We start from the raw sequence: 17,272 nt of genomic DNA on the forward strand, positions 1-17,272 counted from the left end.
GAGGCAGCATGACGGGGACAAGCGAAGGGGGCTTCAGATGATCAGGTTCAATCCCGATGCAGCTGGCGAAAAGATGCTGCGGCGCCTGGCCGGCGGCACATCGCGCCGGGGCATTCTTTCCCGGCTTGGCGCCGCACTGGTTGCAGCGCCGGTCTTTCCGCTCCTGCCCGTCAGCCGGGCTGAAGCAGCCAAGCCGGACCGCTCGCCCGAAGCCAAGACTGCCTTTGCCCGCACCGCGCAGACGAAGGACGATACCAAGTGCAATTACTGGCGCTATTGCGCGATTGACGGGTCGTTGTGCACCTGCTGCGGCGGCGGCATGCATACGTGCCCTGCCGGGTCGGAGCCTTCGCCGGTATCGTGGGTCGGATCGTGCATCAATCCCGATGACGGCAAGGCCTATATGATCGCCTATCGCGATTGCTGCGGCAAGCCGACCTGCGGCCAGTGCGGTTGCGACAATACGGATCGTGAGACGCAGCTTTACCTGCCGCAACTCAACAACAACGTGATCTGGTGCTTCGGCACGAGCAGCATGGAATACCACTGCTCCACCGCAATGATGATCGGCGCGGCCTGAGGCCACGATGAAGCGCGCGCTGGTTTTGGCATGTCTAGCGTTGCTGCTGGCCCCCCAGCTGGCCGCACGTCAGGATCTGCGCGCTGCAACCGTGACGCAGGGCCTTGCTGCAATCACCGATCCTGAACTGGCGCGCGGCGATTACGTGGAACACTGCGCCGGTTGCCACGGAGTTCAGGGCCTGTCCGCTCCGGCAAAGTTGCCAGAACTGCGCGGACGGGTGGGCTACATGATGTGTACCGCAGACACGCGAGCATACATGCTACGCCTGCCCAATATCGCCAAAAGCCGCATCAGCGATAACCAGCAACTGGCCGACATGCTGAACTTCATGGTTTATAGCCTTGGCGGGGAAAGCGTGATCCCCGGCTCGCAACCATTCACGGCTGCCGAAGTGGCGCGAGAAAGAGCTTTGGCGCTGACCTCTGCCTCGCTGGTGGCAGAGCGGCGGCGGCATGTAGAAACAGCCATTCGAAAATGTGGTGCGCCAGAAACCTTTCGCGACTTTTATCGAACCCGCTGAGGCGTGGGATATGTTCCGGTTTGGTTGATTAGCGTACGTTTACCTTCGAGGCCTGCGTGCCTCAGACTGGTGACCGTCCAAGGCAGGCCAACGAGGCTATGTCGGACAGTGGACAATGTGTGATTCGCATCACAGTTTCGTATCTTCGTATGAGGTTTGCGCCCGCGATTTCGGGCTTTCAGCCAGTGCGGCCAATTCGGAACCGATTTTGCCTCCGGCGTGCGCTGTCTGGTTTTCGATGCCGTTTCCCATGGCTTCAGGCTAACCTACAGTGTTGTAAGTGATATTACGCAAAACCCCGCGTTTCTGCCATAATGGGAGCAGAAGGATTGCTCTTAAGCGGTGCATTCTTCCCTTTCGCTCTGTCGCCAGTTGGCTACCACTTCGCTTCGTTCACCGTGCGGACCCGCGGGCTGGTAAGGCCCCGGGAATAAAATTCGCCGCCTCGTAGCAGGATGAGATGCCGTGATGCAGACCGCAGCAAGACCGCTCGAAGAAGTGTTCGAAGCTCTTTCAGGGGCGCTGGACGATCTGGATCAGCATGGGGAGGCTATGGCAGCATTGCATTTGGCCATGGCGGTTGATTGCCTGCGCGCTTGCCTTGTAGCAACGCCCGACCACACCCGCAGCCGTGGGCACTTGAAGCTTGTGGTTTCTTCCTGAATCCAGAAACGTGGCGCAGCGTTTTGTCCAGGGCTCCTGCACATACCCTTGGGCTGACCAATCAAGGCCTTTCCAATCGCCTCGCAATTCAGGCGGTTTGTCGCTCCACTATAGTCTATCAATATAATAGAGTTTAGCGTCCTGTATGTCGGGTGAGGGTGAGCGCATGCGCTTTCACCCGCTGTTCTGTGCCAAAGTTAAGCGATTTCAGTAGATTAAAGATCTGCTTAACGACGGCATAGTGCAATTTTAATGTCTATCTAATTTGTTGAGTATATAGGATTGCACGGCGGTGGTGCGAATCGTCGGCAACAGGGGTGATCCAGAGATGACTGAAACAGAGCAAAGCGGGGGACCAGGTTCGGGGGCGACCGAAAGCCAGATCGACGAAAGCCTCGCCAGCGTACGCCAGGCGCTCACTGGTATGAAGTATGGTTCGATCCAACTGACGATCCACGAGGGCCGGGTGGTCCAGATTGACGTGACCGAGAAGCGACGGCTCAAGCCGAACTGATCGGACAACACGGCAACTACACTTCAACAATACAATACAGCCAACCATAGAGCCGCTGACCGGACGACCGGAGGCATCGCTTTTGGAAACCATGAGGTTTTGCGATGACTTTCCGTGTTCTGCTTCTGGCAGGGGCCACGCCTCTTGCCCTCATTTCGTCCAGCGCATTTGCTGAAACCGCAGCCATGGCTCCTTCCCCTGCCGAGATTGATGGTCCGCAGTCGCAGGAATCGTCCGTCGGCACCGGTGCGAACGATTCCGGCACGATCGTTGTCACCGCGCGCCGGCGGGCCGAAACGGCGCAGGATGTGCCGCTCGCCATTTCCGTCTTGGCGGGTGATCAGATTGACAGCACCGGCAGCTTCAACGTGGGCCGCCTGCAGCAATTGACGCCTACCCTCCAGTTCTACTCTTCAAATCCCCGCAACACGGCGGTGAACATCCGAGGGCTGGGTGTGCCCTTCGGCCTGACCAACGACGGTATCGAGCAGGGCGTGGGCATCTATATCGATGATGTCTACAACTCACGCGTGGCGTCGGCCACATTCGATTTCCTCGATGTGAAGCAGATCGAAGTGCTGCGCGGGCCGCAGGGTACGCTCTATGGCAAAAACACGACGGCCGGCGCGATCAACATCACCACCAATCAGCCGACCTTCAATTTCGAAGCGCGGGCCGAGGCAAGCGTGGGCAATCTGAATTTCGTGCAAGCCAAGGCGGCCGTATCCGGGCCGATATCGGACACACTGGCCGCACGCTTTGCCGTGTCGTCCACCAACCGGCGCGGCACGATCTACAATGTCACCTCGCAGCAATGGATACAAAGCCAGGACAACCTGGGCCTGCGCGGACAATTGCTGTTCCAGCCCAGCGATGCTTTCAGCATCACGCTGGCAGGCGATTACAGCGAGCAGGATGCCGTGTGCTGCGGCTCGGTGTATGTGCGCACGGGGTTAACGCAGCGCGCGCTGAATCGCCAGTTTGCAGCCCTTGCTGCGGCGCAGGGCTATGCGCCTTCCAGCACCGAACCGTTTGACCGGGCGACCGATCTGGATGCCGCGCTACAGGCAGGCAACAAGATTGGCGGCGCTTCGATCAAGGTGAAGTGGGACGTGGGGCCAGGCACGCTGACCTCTGTCACCGCGTGGCGGTTCTGGGACTGGCTGCCGCAGAACGACCGCGATTTTACCGGCCTGCCAATCGTCACGCGATCGCAAAATCCTTCGCAGCAGGACCAGTATACGCAAGAACTGCGCTATAACTACAGCGGCGACAGGTTTGACTTCGTGGTGGGAGCGTTCGGTTTTTATCAGCGCATCGATACGCAAGGCACGGAATCGCACGGCTCAGCATCGACCAAGTGGAATCTTGCCCCCACCAATGCGCTTTACAATTCCAACGTGCTGGATGGGCTGACCGCGCGCAACACGCAGTTCCTAAAGAATACCAGTTTGGCGCTTTATGGGCAGGTCAGCTGGAAGGTTACGCCGGAGCTGACATTGCAGCCCGGCGTGCGCCTGAACTATGACAAGAAGGACGGCTTCTACCAGCGCCGCGTGTTCACCGGGGCAGGCACCGAAATCCTGCTCGATGGGACAACCAGTGCCACCAAGACGGCGCAGCTGGCGATCTTTACCCCGCAGGAAATTGCGCCGAAGTTCAGCGATTGGAATTTCAGCTACGACTTCACGGCCAGCTACAAGGTGGCAGACGGCGTTCTTGCCTATGCGACGTATGCCAAGTCGTTCAAATCGGGCGGAATCAACCAGAACGGTGTGCCGACCGATACGCAAAATAACCCGCTGCTGGGCACAGCCACGGTGAAGCCGGAATCGGTCAACCACTACGAATTGGGCATCAAGACCGAGCTGCGAAGCATCGGCGCGATCTTCAATCTTTCGGCTTTCCGCACTGATATTTCGGATTATCAGGCCAACGTGAACAATGGCCAGTTCGGGGTGCTGCGCGGATACCTGGCCAATGCCGAAGCGGTACGTTCGCAGGGTTTCGAAGCCGATTTCTCGATACGGCCAAACGACCGGTTCAACGCCTACACCAACGCTGCATACACCGACGCGACCTATCGCAAGTTCGTTGATGCGCCATGCCCGCCAGAGCTTGCAGGCGGAACCGTGGCCACGGGCACGCAAGTGCCGGGTGCTGCAGGCACACCGGGCGCGCTCAGTCCCGCAAACTGCGACATTTCTGGCCAGCGCCTGCCGGGCGTTTCAAAGTGGTCGTTCTCGTTCGGCTTTGAAGCGAATGCGCCGGTCACGTTCCTGAAGCAGGATGGGCAGATCTACTTGGGCTATGATGGCAGCTATCGATCTGGCTTTTCTTCAAACCCGACGCCTTCGGCCTACACCAATGTCGATGGCTATGCGCTGTCGAACTTCCGCGCCGGTTTCCGCACGGACGATGGTTTCGACATCTATGGCTGGGTGCGCAATGCGTTTGACGCGAACTACTTTGAACAGGTGTTCGTCGGGCCGGGCAATACCGGGCTGATTGCGGGGCTTCCGGGTGATCCGCGCACATGGGGCTTTACGCTGCGCAAGGCGTTTTGAGTTTTCAGGGGCTGGTGGCTTTGCACCATCGGCCCCTGATCCGAAAAACTCAGTTATTCCCGCCGATGAAATCGCCAAATTCTCCAAGGATCGATCCTTCGCCCCGGTTCTGTCCGCCGCGCGATCCGGCAGCGGCCATCATGCGCCCGGCCAGACGCGAGAACGGCAGCGATTGAATCCACACTTTGCCGGGGCCGCGCAGGCGGGCAAAGAACAGGCCTTCACCGCCAAACAGCACCGACTTCACGCCGCCTGCGGTCACCAGATCGAAATCGACCGAAGGCGTGTAGGCGGCCAAGCAGCCGGTATCGACGTGGAGTTCCTGTCCCGGTGCCAGCTCACGTTCAACAATGGTGCCGCCCATCTGCACGAACACCCAGCCATCGCCTTCAAGCTTTTGCATGATGAAGCCTTCGCCGCCAAACAGGCCGGTCATCACCTTGCGCTGAAAGGCGACGCCGATCGACACGCCGCGCGCTGCGGCAAGGAAGCTGTCCTTCTGGCAGATCAGCGTGCCGCCAACGTCCGAAAGCTTCATCGGCAGGATTGCGCCGGGCGTGGGTGAGGCGAAGGCCACGCGGGCCTTGCCGTGGCCATTGTGCGTGAACACGGTGGTGAACAGGCTTTCGCCGGTCACCAGCCGCTTGCCTGCGCCCAGGAGCTTGCCCATGAAGCCGCCCTGTTGATCGGCACTGCCATCGCCGAAGACGGTGGTCATGCCGACAGCAGCATCCTTCCACACCAGCGCGCCTGCTTCGGCAACGGCGCTTTCACCCGGATCGAGTTCGATTTCGAGGAATTGCAGTTCCTGCCCCTTGATCTCGAAATCGATGTCATCGGCAATGGAGGCGCTGCGGTGGTGGGCCCATGGGCTGTTGGACATTTAGGTCTCCCGTTGAAAGATCACTGTCAAATGTAGCGATCGCGAATGACAAGCAAAAGGAACATGCCTTGCGTTGGTCGATGCGTGTATGCCACTCGTCATATCAGACATCACCGTTTAAAATTTTTCGTGAAGCCCATTCATTCTCGTGAAGGTTGCCGATGACTGCCGTTTCTCCGTCCCGATATGCGTCTGCCGCCATTGCCTTGCACTGGGTCCTGGCGCTTTTGCTGCTGTTTCAGGTGGGGCTTGGCGGCGGGCTTGAGCACCTGCCAAAGGGTGTGGCGCAGTTTGCCGGATACCAGTTCCACAAGTCGGTCGGCATCACGATTTTGCTGCTAAGCTTGCTGCGTCTGGCTGTGCGGCTTGTAAAGCCGCGTCCAGCACAAGTGCCCGATGGCAAGCTGCAGGTGCTGGCCGCAAGGGCGGTTCATCTTTTGCTCTATGCGATCATGATTGGCGGGCCGATCTCGGGTTGGGTGATTGTCTCCACAGCCAAAGTGCGGTTGCAGACCATGCTGTTCGGGGTGGTGCCTTGGCCGGATCTGCCGGTCGGGCAAGCTCTGCATGAACCGGCAGAGGCGATGCACGGTTTGCTTGGGCCGATGACGCTCGCTTTGGTTTTGCTGCACGTGGCTGGGGCGCTGTACCATCATTTCAAGCGCGAAGACGTGATTGGCAGAATGCTGCCGAAGGCGATCACTAGCCATTCCGGGATCAGCATTGCTGCTGCTGTGGCCGTGGTTGCCGGATTTGCGGCGCTGGCTTCCGGCCGCGGCATGACTTTTGCTGCACCCGCTGCTGCCCCGGTAGCCGTGGCATCAACTGCATCGGTGAGCGAAGAGCCGCTGCCGGATGCCAGCACCAGCGCTATCGAAGAAGAATCCGCGCCAACGGCTTCTGAAGCTGCCGTCACGGCAAAAGCCAGCCCGTGGGCACTGGAAAAGGGCGGGCGGCTTGGTTTCACAGCGGATTATAGCGGTGAGGGAATAAAGGGTTCTTTCGGACGGTGGGACGCGAAAATCGTGTTCGATCCGCAGGACCTTGCAGGCTCATCGATCCGCGCGACGATAGACCTTGCCTCGGTTGAAAGTGGCGATGGTCAGCGCGATGACATGCTGAAGAGCGACAGCTTCTTTGGCGTGGCAGCGCATCCCACGGCGCAGTTCGTTTCGACCGCGATCCGTGAGGCTGGCACGGGGCGCTATGTCGCCAACGGTACGCTGTCGCTGCATGGAAAGAGCAGGCCGGTGACACTGCGCTTCAATCTGAAAATCGATGGAGACAAAGCCGTTGCGACCGGCAGCACCACCTTGCAGCGGCTTGTCTTCGGCGTTGGAGAGGCTGAATGGTCAGCCACCGATCAGTTAAAGGATGCGGTTGGCATCGACTTCAACTTCCGCGCGAAGCGGAAGTAAGGTTCTGCGAACTGCGCAAGCCTGCAAAGAAGAACTCCGAATAAGCACGTGCCCATCGTTCGTTTTCCTGGCGTTCGGGAAGCGGTGCGGCACCAGCCATGCGCACGTGGCCAAGGATGCCCTCTATCCAGAAGCGTGCAGCCAATTCCGGGTGTGATAGCGCGATATCCTGTTCCTTTGCGATTTCAGACAGTTCAGCCGAAACGTTTTCAATGGCTTCTGCGTACATCGCATGGCGATATCCATACTGGCTGTCCCCGAACTCCTGATCGCACCAGTCCACCAGTCGTTCCATCATCAGGCCGTCTGTAGATTGCAATACTTCCATTATGGCCGCCGCGCGCAGGCAGAACGCCTCTACCGCAGGAAGGCCCGTGCCAATTGCCATAATCTTCAGGCTACGTTCGGTCGTTTTCAACGCCAGAAGCGCATCGAAGAATTCGCGCTTGCTGCCAAAGCGCGTGTAGATCGTGGCCTTGCCTATGCGGGCATGGCGGGCGACACGGTCAAACGTAAAAGCTTCGAAGCCATGTTCGCGCAGGACTTCCCATCCTGCCTCCAGAATGCGCTGCGGCAGGCGTTGCGCCTCTTCAAGCGAAGGGCGACCGCGCCGACTGATCGTGGTTGCCCTGAAGAGGCCTGCATCGCATTCGCCAGATGTAGCAGCTGTACAAATCAGGCTAGAGTCAGCCGACGTTGATCCATGAGCCGAGTGGGCTGCGTAGCTGTCAGTGGACGGTGGAGGCTGTTTGCCCTTGATTGCGTTCGGTGGCGTCATGATTGCGGTCCCGCTCGCACAGCCGATCTGCCATAGCGTCGGCTATCCGGTTGTGAACCGGGCAAGACATTTCCAATCCTTCGCAGTAGGCCTGCCAAAAGCGCACACCTGCATCCGTAAACCAGCGCATCGTTCCCATGTCCTCGCTCAAACGAGTTCTTATGGGGACAGAGTGCCATGGCCAGTGGCAGAGTCAATAGACTATAAAATGGGCGAAACCGTCTCATTTATTCGGCTCCGCGCTCTGCCAGCCGTTCTGCCAACCAAGGCCAAGCGCCTTTTCCACTGCGATGAAACCGGTCGCAAGCTCCGCTTTCGCCGAAGCTGTGGCCATGCTCAGTTGCAAAGCCTGCCGCTCGGCGTCCAGTCGATCAGCCCGGGCAATGCGGCCCGCATCAAGGCGTTGCTGCTGCAGATCGACATTGCGGCGTGCCCGCGCTTCGGCGTCCAGCGCTTTTCCAAAGGCAATACGCTGGCCGCCAAAGCGGGCGAGCGACCCTTCAGCATCCTGCAGCGCGCGCAGCACAGCATTGCGGTAGTTCGCCTCGGCCTCAGCGCCCGCACCCCGCGCCACCTCGACCTGCCGTTCGGCTCGGCCGCCGTCGAACAGGTTCCATTTGAGCTGCGGAAGGGCAATGCCGACGATATTGCCGGGGTCCAGCACATCGCCGATGTTCTGTCCGCCAAGGCCCAGCAGGCCAAGGAACGAGATCTTCGGGAACTTGTCAGCCATGCGCACGCCGATATCGGCATTAGCGGCGGCAAGCTGGCGTTCGGCCATGCGGATGTCGGGGCGGCTGCGCAAGAGCAGCGTCGGATCACCGATGCTGACCTGTGCCGGTGGGAGCGGCACGGGGGCAGGCGCAGTCAGCAGGCTATCAAGCGCACCCGGCTCCTTGCCCGCCAGCACTGCGATCTGATCCATAAGCACAGCGATTTCTGCCTCGCTCTTTGCCAGGTCAGCCTCGCTGGCAAAGGTCTGCGCCTCAGCCGCGTTGACCGGTTGCTGCGCGATCGTGCCCGCAGCAAAGCGCTGGCGGGCCAGCCCAGATAGCTCGCGATCAATCTCTGTTTGCCGCTGCTGCAGGCCCTTCATTGCTTGCCGTGCGCGCAGACCGACATAGGCCCGCGCGATCTCGGCAGACAGCGTAACGCGCGCATCGGCAGCGCCCGCTTCAGCGGCTTCGGCGCGGGCGGTCGCGGCCTCAACCTTGCGGCGGGTGCCACCAAACAGATCGATTTCCCACGATGCGTCAAAGCCCAGATTGTAGGCGTTGATCTCGTCCCGCCCGCTACCTTCGCCCAGCAGGTTACCCGGCACGTTGATATAGGGCGCGGCAAACGATGTGCTGATGGTCGGCAGCACCGCCGTCCGGCTTGCGGCAAGCGACGCGCGCGATTGGGCCACGCGCGCGTTGGCAGCGGCAATCGAGGGGGAATCGGCCAGCGCCTGATCGACCAGTTGGTTCAACACCGGATCGCCAAGGCTTTCCCACCAGCGCGGGGAAGGGGCGACCGGATTGGCATTGCTATCAGCGCGGATGAAGCCAGCACGTGCGGCGGCTTGCGGTGCCGCATCTGGCGCGCCGGCATAATCCGGGCCAACGGTGGTGCAGCCCGCCAAAAGGGCCGCCAGCAGCGTGGCGCCTGTGGCACGGCGGAAAGACGAAGAGCGGAGCATCAGTGTGCAGCCTTTGCGTGGTAGCCCTTGGGAAGTGGGCGAAGGAAGAGAACGAGCGGCGCAACCAGCACGATGCCGATCGTCAACGCCAGAAAATCATCGTTGAAAGCCATGACCAGTGCATCGCGCACGACCATGCCATCGAGCGAGCGCATCGCCGCGGCCATGCCGTCCGGCCCGCCGCCATAGGTCATGGACTGCTGGTTGACCCAGTCCTGCACATGCACATTGTTTGCACTCAGCGAACTGTGGATGGTCCAGCGGTGAAACTCCCACCGCTCATCCTGCAAGGTGGCAAGCGCAGCAAGGCCAATCGAGCCGCCCAGATTGCGCGCAGCGTTGAACAGGCCCGCAGCATCGCCTGCCTCATCGCGCGATACCGAACTGATCGCCGCCTGATTGAGGAACATCATGCAAAACACGGTGCCAAGCCCGCGCATCAACTGCGTCACGACAAAGTCGTCGCCCCGCGATTGCGCGGTCAGCGTGATGTCGAGATAACAGGACATGGCGAGCAGAAACATGCCGGTGCCCACGATCAGCCGCAGATCGACGCGCGAAATCAGGATCGGGAACAGCGGCATCATCATCATCGCCGGAATGCCCGAAAGGAACACGATCTTGCCGGCCTGCAAGGCGTTGTAATCGGCAACGGCAGCCAGAAACTGCGGGATCACATAAGCCGTGCCAAACATGACCGAGCCCAGCACGAAGGCGAGCGCAAAGACCGCAGCAAAGGCCCGATTGCGCAGCAGCGCTAGCTTGATCACCGGGCGTCGGGCCGTGAACTGGCCGACGCCGATCATGATGAAGCCGAGCAGCGTCACGGCGCTCAACTGCCAAATCAGCGCGGAATCAAACCATTGTTCGCGGTGTCCTTCTTCCAGCACGATGGTGATGCCGCCAAGCCCCAGCACCAGGCCGATCACGCCCAGCCAATCGGCATTGATCAGCTCGCCCAGCTGCATCTTGCCCTTGGGCAGGCCGATATAAAGCAGTGTCATCAGAATGATGCTGATCGGCACGTTGACGAAGAAGGCATAGTGCCAGCTGAAATTCTCGGTGATCCACCCGCCGACCAGCGGCCCAAGTACCGGGCCCATGATTACGGTTAGCCCAAATAGCGCGGTGCCGATGGGTTGCTGTTGCGGCGGAAGGCGCGTGGCGATGATGGTCAGCGCCGTGGGGATCATCGCACCTGCGGTAAAGCCTTGGCCAACGCGGCCCAAAATCATCATCGTCAGCGAGGTGGACAGCCCGCAGATGATCGAGAAGATCGTGAACAGGATCGTGGCAATCATCAGGAAGCGGCGCAGACCGAACACGCGCTCCAGCCATCCTGTCAGCGGGATGATAATGATTTCGGCCACCAAATAGGACGTAGCGATCCACGTCCCTTCGCTCGACGATGCGCCGATTTCCCCCTGAATGGTGGGTAGGGACGCATTGACGATGGAGATATCCAGCGTGGCCATCAGCGAACCGATGGCCCCTGCGGCCACGCCGAGCCACGCGGTTATGTCCGCTTTACCTGTGGCAGGCGGCGGCGGTGTTCCCACCGCTGCGCCATCAAGGGTTGCAGTGCTGCTCACTTGGCCGACACCCGTTCCTGTTCCTTGCGGATCGCATCGAGCGAGGCCTTGGCGGCGCGGGTATCAACCTCAACCGAAAGCGACAGGCCGGGCACCAGCACCTTGCGGGATTCCGGTCCGGCGTTGAGGCGGATGCGCACCGGCACGCGCTGCACGATCTTGGTAAAGTTGCCGGTCGCATTCTGCGGCGGGATCAACGAGAAATTGGCGCCAGTGCCCGGCGTGATACTTTCCACCACACCACGGAAATCAACATCGGGCAGGGCGTCGACGTGTACGGTCACCGGTTGCCCGGCGCGCATCAGACCGATCTGGGTTTCCTTGAAGTTCGCCTCGACATAGATCGCCTCGGTCGGAACGATGGTCATCAGGCGCTGGCCGGGCTGAATGAACTGGCCCACGCGGACAGTGGAATTGCCCACTTTGCCGCCAATTGGCGCGGTGATGCGGGTCGTGGCCAGATCAACGCTGGCAGCCTCGCGCTGGGCTTGTGCAGCCCGGATCTGAGCGGTGCTCTGGCCGACTTGCGCCTCGGCGCTGGCCACGCGATCCGTCGCTGCGGCAAGCCCGGCACGCTTTGCGGCAACATCGGACGCTGCCTTGTCGCGGTTGGCAATCAGTTGATCGAACGCCTGCTTGGGTTCTGCGCCACTTGCCACCAGCGGGCGCATGCGGGCCACTTCGCCATTCAGATAGGCAAGCTCACGCTGTGACGCATCGAGCGCCGCCCGTGCTTGACCGGTGGCAGAACGGGCCTCGGCAATCGCAGCGCGCGCGGTATTTTCGGTCGCGCGGGCCACGTCCACTTGCGCGCTGATCTGGGCGAGGCGTGTGTCGAAATCGGTCGGATCGATCTGCACCAGCAATGCGCCGTTGCTGACGCTCTGGTTCTCCTGCGCCTCTACCTTGCGGACATAGCCCGCGAGCTTGGAACTGATCGTTACGCCGTCTGCTTTCACATAGGCGTCGTTGGTCTCCTGCATATACCGGCCAACGGTCTGGTAATCATACAGTGACCACGCGCCGTACAGCGCGCCCGCACCCAAAGCCACGAGTGCAACACGGCCAATGGCCTTTTTGCGGCCTTCGCCTTTTGCCGGTGCGGATGAATCAGAGGCAAGATCGGTTGCGGCAGCCATTTCAAGGTCCAGTCAAAATAATTGAACGAAATCGTTCCGTTTCTATTTGCTACTTGGTTCCAAGCCTTGGAAACTTCAAGTGCAGAAATCGCGACAGCCTGTGCAAAAAATGCACGCAACTGCGAAACTGACACTTGGGGGCCGTTTCGGCGCTACAAGCACCGAAGCGCTATCCTGTTCCGGCAGCCGTGCCCAAAAGGACAGGCAAAGGCTTGTTTTGCTGAAATTGCGCGGAAAATTGCTCTATTGATCGATATAGTCAATCAAACAGGGCGGAATTGCTCATTGGAAAATCGCCCTGCCATGCACTACTTCCAGCCTCACAATCCGGTTTCCCAATCCAACCGCAAAAGGACCTGAGTCTATGTCGATCGTCGGAACCAAGCTGCTGCCATTCCAGGCCACTGCTTACTATCAGGGCAAGTTCGTTGATGTCAGCGATGCCGATGTTGTGGGCAAGTGGGGCGTGTTCTTCTTTTACCCGGCCGACTTCACTTTCGTCTGCCCGACCGAACTCGAAGATCTGGCCAACATCTATGACGAGCTGAAGGGCCTCGGCGTCGAAGTTTATTCGGTATCCACCGACACGCACTTCAGCCACAAGGCATGGCACGACAGCTCGCCAGCAGTCGGCAAGATCAACTACTACATGCTGGGTGACCAGAACCACACGATTTCGAACAACTTCGGCATCCTGCGTGAAGGCGTTGGCCTTGCAGACCGTGGCACCTTCGTGACCGATCCCGATGGCACGATCCAGCTGGTCGAAATCACGCCAGAGGGCGTGGGCCGCAACGCCACCGAACTGCTGCGCAAGATCAAGGCTGCCAAGTACTGGCGCGAGAATCCCGGTCAGGTGTGCCCGGCCAAGTGGGAAGAAGGCGGCGAAACGCTGGCTCCTTCGTTCGATCTCGTCGGCAAGATCTAATACTACGCGGCAGGAAGATCGCCGCGTGGGGCTGATCTTCCTGCCATAAACAATGCCGGACGGGCTGTGCCGATCACGGGCGGCCCGCCGGTTCCACGATGCCCGATCACACTTTTTGATGATCCCCCGTGCGCCGACCAGCCGGTGACGCGCGGCTCTGTATGCCCGAAAGGTTTGCAAAATGCCCGTTCTTGATGCCAACGCCACCGCCCAGCTGAAGGCCTATCTTGGCAATCTGCGCCGCCCGATCGAACTGGTCGCGACGCTGGATGACAGTGCCAAATCGGCCGAAATGCGCGCGCTGCTCGAAGAAATCGCGGTGCTGTCAGACAAAGTCTCGGCGCGCTTCGATGGCGCGGGCGAGCGCACCCCCAGCTTTGCCATCCGCGCCGATGAGGGCCGGGCGCAAGCGGTGTTTGCAGGCCTGCCGATGGGGCACGAATTCACCTCGCTGGTGCTGGCGCTGCTGCATGTCGGCGGCCACCCGCCCAAGGAGGACGCAGAACTGCTCGATCAGGCCCGCGCCCTTGAAGGCCCGCTGCACTTCGAGACGTTCTTCTCGCTCACCTGCCAGAACTGCCCGGATGTGGTGCAGGCGCTGAACATGATGGCTGCGCTGAACCCGAACATCACGCACGTCGCCATTGATGGCGCGCTGTTCAAGGACGAGGTTGAGCGCCGCCAGATCATGGCCGTGCCCACCGTGTTCATGAATGGTCAGCCCTTCGGCTCGGGCCGCATGGACCTCGCGCAGATCGTCGCGAAGCTCGATACCAACGCCTCGGCACGCGCAGCCGAGAAGATTGCGGCCAAGGAGCCGTTCGAAGTGCTGATCATTGGCGGCGGCCCCGCAGGCGCTGCCGCTGCAATCTATTCTGCGCGCAAGGGCATCCGCACCGGCGTGGTGGCAGAGCGTTTCGGCGGGCAGGTGCTCGATACAATGGGCATCGAGAACTTCATCTCGGTCCAGCACACCGAAGGCCCCAAGATGGTCGCCCAGCTTGAAGCCCACGTGAAGGACTATGAAGTCGACGTGATGAACCTGCAAAAGGCTACCGCGCTGGTGCCCGCAGGGGAAGACGGCCTGCATGAAATCAAGCTGGAGAACGGCGCAAGCCTGAAAACCAAGACGCTGATCCTGTCCACCGGCGCGCGCTGGCGGCAGATGGGCGTGCCCGGTGAAGAGGAATATCGCAACAAGGGCGTCGCCTATTGCCCGCACTGCGATGGCCCTTTGTACAAGGGCAAGCGCACGGCGGTGATCGGCGGCGGCAATTCGGGTGTTGAAGCGGCCATCGACCTCGCCGGGATCGTCGCACACGTGACGCTGATCGAATTCGACAGCCAACTTCGCGCCGATGCTGTGCTGCAGGACAAGCTGCGTTCGATGCCCAACGTTACGATCATCACCTCGGCGCTCACCACGCAAGTGCTGGGCGATGGTTCCAAGGTCACAGCGCTGGTCTACAAGGACCGGACCACCGAAGAACTGCACACGGTCGAGTTGGAGGGCATCTTCGTCCAGATTGGCCTAGTGCCCAACACCGAATGGCTGAAGGACAGCGTCGCACTTTCACCGCGCGGCGAAATCGAAGTCGACGCACGCGGTGCCACCAATGTCCCGGGCGTGTTCGGGGCGGGCGATGTTACCACCGTGCCCTACAAGCAGATCATTATTGCGATGGGCGAGGGATCAAAAGCGGCCCTGTCTGCGTTTGACCATCTGATCCGCCACAACTGATCGGCTACGTTAGAGTTTCCCCGGAGAGACTGCCCCCTCGGCTCTTCGGGTCGCAGGAGCGGCGGCAGGGTTTGTGCCCTGTCGCCGCTTTTGCTTTGGACGCCACAAGGTCGGGGAAATCACCGCGCCCCAGCCTTGCCGACTCTGCGCACCTGCGCCACAGACGCAGCCGTGAGCGCAACTATCGTCATCGGTGCCGACCGGTCCGGCGCCCCTGTCCGGATCGACGTCGAAGAACTGCTTGCCACCCGCCTGCTGGTGCAGGGCAATAGCGGGTCGGGCAAGTCGCATCTTTTGCGCCGCTTGCTTGAAGAAAGCGCCAGCATCGTCCAGCAGGTGGTGATCGATCCCGAAGGCGATTTCGTCACGCTGGCCGATGTGTTCGGCCACGTGGTGGTCGATGGCTCGGCCTACGATGGCCCCGAAATCGCCAAACTCGCCGCCCGCATCCGCAAACACCGTGCCTCGGTGATCCTCACGCTCGATGGGCTGGAACTCGAAGCCCAGATGCGCTGCGCTGCCGTATTCCTCAACACCCTGTTCGATGCCCCGCGCGATGAATGGTATCCTGCGCTGGTGGTGGTGGACGAGGCGCAGATGTTCGCGCCTGCCGCCGCGGGCGATGTGTCCGACGAAGTGCGCCGCCTCAGCCTCTCGGCCATGACCAACCTGATGTGTCGCGGCCGCAAGCGCGGGCTTGCCGGCGTCATCGCCACGCAGCGCCTTGCCAAACTGGCCAAGAACGTGGCGGCCGAAGCTTCCAACTTCCTGATGGGCCGCACCTTTCTCGATATCGACATGGCCCGCGCCGCCGATCTTTTGGGCATGGAGCGCAAGCAGGCCGAAGCGATCCGCGATCTGGAACGCGGGCACTTCATCGGCCTTGGCCCAGCCATATCCCGCCGCCCGATCAGCGTGCGCATCGCCGACGTGCAAACCCGCGCGCGCAACGTGGTGCAGGGCCTGATGCCGCTGCCGAATGCGGGCGGGGCCGAAATGGAATCGCTGCTCCTGTCAGAACCGCTGGCGATGGAGCCGCTCCCGCGCCCGCCAGAACCCGAACTCGCCCCGGTCGAAGCGGGCGAACTGCTGGGCCAGATCGAAGGCTTTGTCCCCGCTGCCGAACAGGTCGAACCCCCGGTCGCCCCCAGCCTGTTCGAAGCCGAGGAAACCGCTGCCAGCATCGCCTCGATCCTTGCCGAAATGGCGCAGGAGCCTGACTGCACGTTCCAGCCCACCGCGCAGCTCTATCAGGATTTCACCGTGCGCTGCCGCATGCTGCGCATCCTGCCCGGCATGGACCTGACCGCGTTCCGCCGCCGCTTTGCGATGGCCGTGGCCGGGATCACCGACAACAGCGCGCCCGAATGGCAAGATCTGCTACGCATCGGCAAGGATGTTCCCGACGATCTGCTCGCCCCGTTCCTCACGCTCGCCCGCGCCGCCGCAGACGGCGCGCCATGCCCCGATGACGAGCGTCTGGCCGAAATCTACGGCACCCGTTCCTCAGGCCGCATCCGCCGGCTGCTCGAACACCTCGAAAAGAGCAATCTGATCGTGGTCCGCACCGATTACGGCGGCAGACGCTCTGTCGGTATCCCGGCGCTCGGCCTCACCACCGCCCCGGTCGAGGCCTGAGCAGCTACTCTACCGTGTAAAAGTCGATCACGACGCTGTCCGGCATGCGAATGCCGCGCGCAACAAACACCTTGCGGCGCATCCAGGCATGGGGGCCATCTTTGACCATAAAGCGTGGCGTGGTGCGGAAATAGTAGGACGAGGGGTCAACCGCTTCGCCCTTGGCCAGCTTTTCGATCACTTCAGGGCTGGCCGTGCGCACTCCGGGGTTGGTCACCTCGATCACGGTGCCGTCGTCCGCTTTGATGAAATAGCGCGCTTCGATGCTGGTCAGGCCGCCTGGCATGATCACTTGCCAGTCTCCACCTTCGGACAAGACCGTGCCCTTGAGCGCCGGGCCGCTCACCGTACCGCCGGTAATCGGGATGAACCGCCGACGTCCGTTGTCCACGTCGCCCTGCTCCACCACCGGATCGAGCGTGGCCCGCACGGAAAATGCATAAGTCAGCGATGGAGCAGGGGCAGCCGGGCCGCTTTGCGCCACGGCTGGCACGGCCATAGCCGCCAGTGCAACGCATCCTGCAGTCGCGGCCATGATCTTGCTTATCGACACTATGTTCTCTCCCGTTCAGCCCGGATCAAAAAGGGCGTATCCCGCAGTGCAGCAGGATTTGCAGAAATGGCCAT

16 protein-coding genes are annotated in these 17,272 nt (G+C 61.0%); 10 read left to right on the forward strand and 6 right to left on the reverse strand.

What is annotated here, in order from left to right; translation table 11 throughout:
• Window positions 1-37: 37 nt before the first annotated feature.
• The 5 genes from AC2A1F_RS14380 (at window position 38) to AC2A1F_RS14400 (ending at window position 4,847) form a co-directional block, all read left to right on the forward strand.
• A complete protein-coding gene (locus tag AC2A1F_RS14380; protein ID WP_292631753.1) occupies window positions 38-580 on the forward strand; it encodes a methylamine dehydrogenase light chain in 543 nt (180 codons plus the stop codon).
• A 7-nt stretch (window positions 581-587) separates the two neighbouring features.
• Complete coding sequence (locus tag AC2A1F_RS14385) at window positions 588-1,103, forward strand: c-type cytochrome (RefSeq protein ID WP_484209447.1); 516 nt, start codon at window positions 588-590, stop codon at window positions 1,101-1,103.
• Between the two features lie 465 nt (window positions 1,104-1,568).
• Window positions 1,569-1,766, forward strand: coding sequence for a hypothetical protein (locus AC2A1F_RS14390; RefSeq protein WP_484209448.1), 198 nt, complete (start codon window positions 1,569-1,571; stop codon window positions 1,764-1,766).
• A 328-nt stretch (window positions 1,767-2,094) separates the two neighbouring features.
• On the forward strand, window positions 2,095-2,280 hold the full coding sequence (locus tag AC2A1F_RS14395) for a YezD family protein (RefSeq protein WP_484209449.1): 186 nt from the start codon (window positions 2,095-2,097) through the stop codon (window positions 2,278-2,280).
• Between the two features lie 104 nt (window positions 2,281-2,384).
• A complete protein-coding gene (locus AC2A1F_RS14400; protein WP_484209450.1) occupies window positions 2,385-4,847 on the forward strand; it encodes a TonB-dependent receptor in 2,463 nt (820 codons plus the stop codon).
• 49 nt (window positions 4,848-4,896) lie between these two features.
• Here AC2A1F_RS14400 and AC2A1F_RS14405 read toward each other — a convergent pair whose 3' ends face one another.
• Window positions 4,897-5,730 (reverse strand): TIGR00266 family protein, encoded by an 834-nt coding sequence (locus AC2A1F_RS14405; protein ID WP_484209451.1) that lies wholly within the window; start codon window positions 5,728-5,730, stop codon window positions 4,897-4,899.
• A gap of 161 nt (window positions 5,731-5,891) precedes the next feature.
• Here AC2A1F_RS14405 and AC2A1F_RS14410 point away from each other — a divergent pair, with 161 nt between their 5' ends.
• Complete coding sequence (locus AC2A1F_RS14410) at window positions 5,892-7,148, forward strand: YceI family protein (RefSeq protein ID WP_484209452.1); 1,257 nt, start codon at window positions 5,892-5,894, stop codon at window positions 7,146-7,148.
• Here the strand turns inward: AC2A1F_RS14410 and AC2A1F_RS14415 are convergent.
• From AC2A1F_RS14415 to AC2A1F_RS14430, 4 genes are all read right to left on the reverse strand, one after another.
• Window positions 7,123-7,926, reverse strand: a complete 804-nt coding sequence (locus AC2A1F_RS14415) for a TetR/AcrR family transcriptional regulator (protein WP_484209453.1) — start codon at window positions 7,924-7,926, stop codon at window positions 7,123-7,125. The two genes, AC2A1F_RS14410 and AC2A1F_RS14415, sit on opposite strands and share 26 nt — an antisense overlap.
• A gap of 223 nt (window positions 7,927-8,149) precedes the next feature.
• Complete coding sequence (locus AC2A1F_RS14420; protein WP_484209454.1) at window positions 8,150-9,607, reverse strand: efflux transporter outer membrane subunit; 1,458 nt, start codon at window positions 9,605-9,607, stop codon at window positions 8,150-8,152.
• Window positions 9,607-11,199, reverse strand: a complete 1,593-nt coding sequence (locus tag AC2A1F_RS14425) for a DHA2 family efflux MFS transporter permease subunit (protein ID WP_484209455.1) — start codon at window positions 11,197-11,199, stop codon at window positions 9,607-9,609. Before AC2A1F_RS14425 ends, AC2A1F_RS14420 begins: the two co-directional genes overlap by 1 nt.
• Window positions 11,196-12,338 carry an HlyD family secretion protein gene (locus tag AC2A1F_RS14430; RefSeq protein ID WP_484209456.1) on the reverse strand — a complete coding sequence of 381 codons (1,143 nt, stop codon included), beginning with the start codon at window positions 12,336-12,338 and terminating at the stop codon, window positions 11,196-11,198. The genes AC2A1F_RS14425 and AC2A1F_RS14430 overlap by 4 nt, the downstream gene beginning before the upstream one ends.
• Before the next feature lie 21 nt (window positions 12,339-12,359).
• Here AC2A1F_RS14430 and AC2A1F_RS14435 point away from each other — a divergent pair, with 21 nt between their 5' ends.
• The 4 genes from AC2A1F_RS14435 to AC2A1F_RS14450 all read left to right on the forward strand — a co-directional run bounded on the left by AC2A1F_RS14435 (window position 12,360) and on the right by AC2A1F_RS14450 (window position 16,645).
• Window positions 12,360-12,698 (forward strand): hypothetical protein, encoded by a 339-nt coding sequence (locus AC2A1F_RS14435; RefSeq protein WP_484209457.1) that lies wholly within the window; start codon window positions 12,360-12,362, stop codon window positions 12,696-12,698.
• Window positions 12,699-12,702: 4 nt separating this feature from the next.
• Window positions 12,703-13,266 (forward strand): alkyl hydroperoxide reductase subunit C, encoded by a 564-nt coding sequence (ahpC, locus tag AC2A1F_RS14440; protein ID WP_292631768.1) that lies wholly within the window; start codon window positions 12,703-12,705, stop codon window positions 13,264-13,266.
• A gap of 181 nt (window positions 13,267-13,447) precedes the next feature.
• Entirely contained in the window at window positions 13,448-15,007 is a 1,560-nt protein-coding gene (gene ahpF, locus AC2A1F_RS14445; RefSeq protein WP_484209458.1) for an alkyl hydroperoxide reductase subunit F, read from the forward strand.
• 171 nt (window positions 15,008-15,178) lie between these two features.
• On the forward strand, window positions 15,179-16,645 hold the full coding sequence (locus AC2A1F_RS14450) for a helicase HerA domain-containing protein (protein ID WP_484209459.1): 1,467 nt from the start codon (window positions 15,179-15,181) through the stop codon (window positions 16,643-16,645).
• A 4-nt stretch (window positions 16,646-16,649) separates the two neighbouring features.
• On the opposite strand, the gene AC2A1F_RS14455 is transcribed toward AC2A1F_RS14450, so the two are convergent.
• On the reverse strand, window positions 16,650-17,198 hold the full coding sequence (locus AC2A1F_RS14455; RefSeq protein ID WP_484209460.1) for a DUF3237 domain-containing protein: 549 nt from the start codon (window positions 17,196-17,198) through the stop codon (window positions 16,650-16,652).
• Window positions 17,199-17,272 lie beyond the last annotated feature (74 nt).

The organism is Novosphingobium sp. HNCC26BN242, assembly GCF_057180525.1.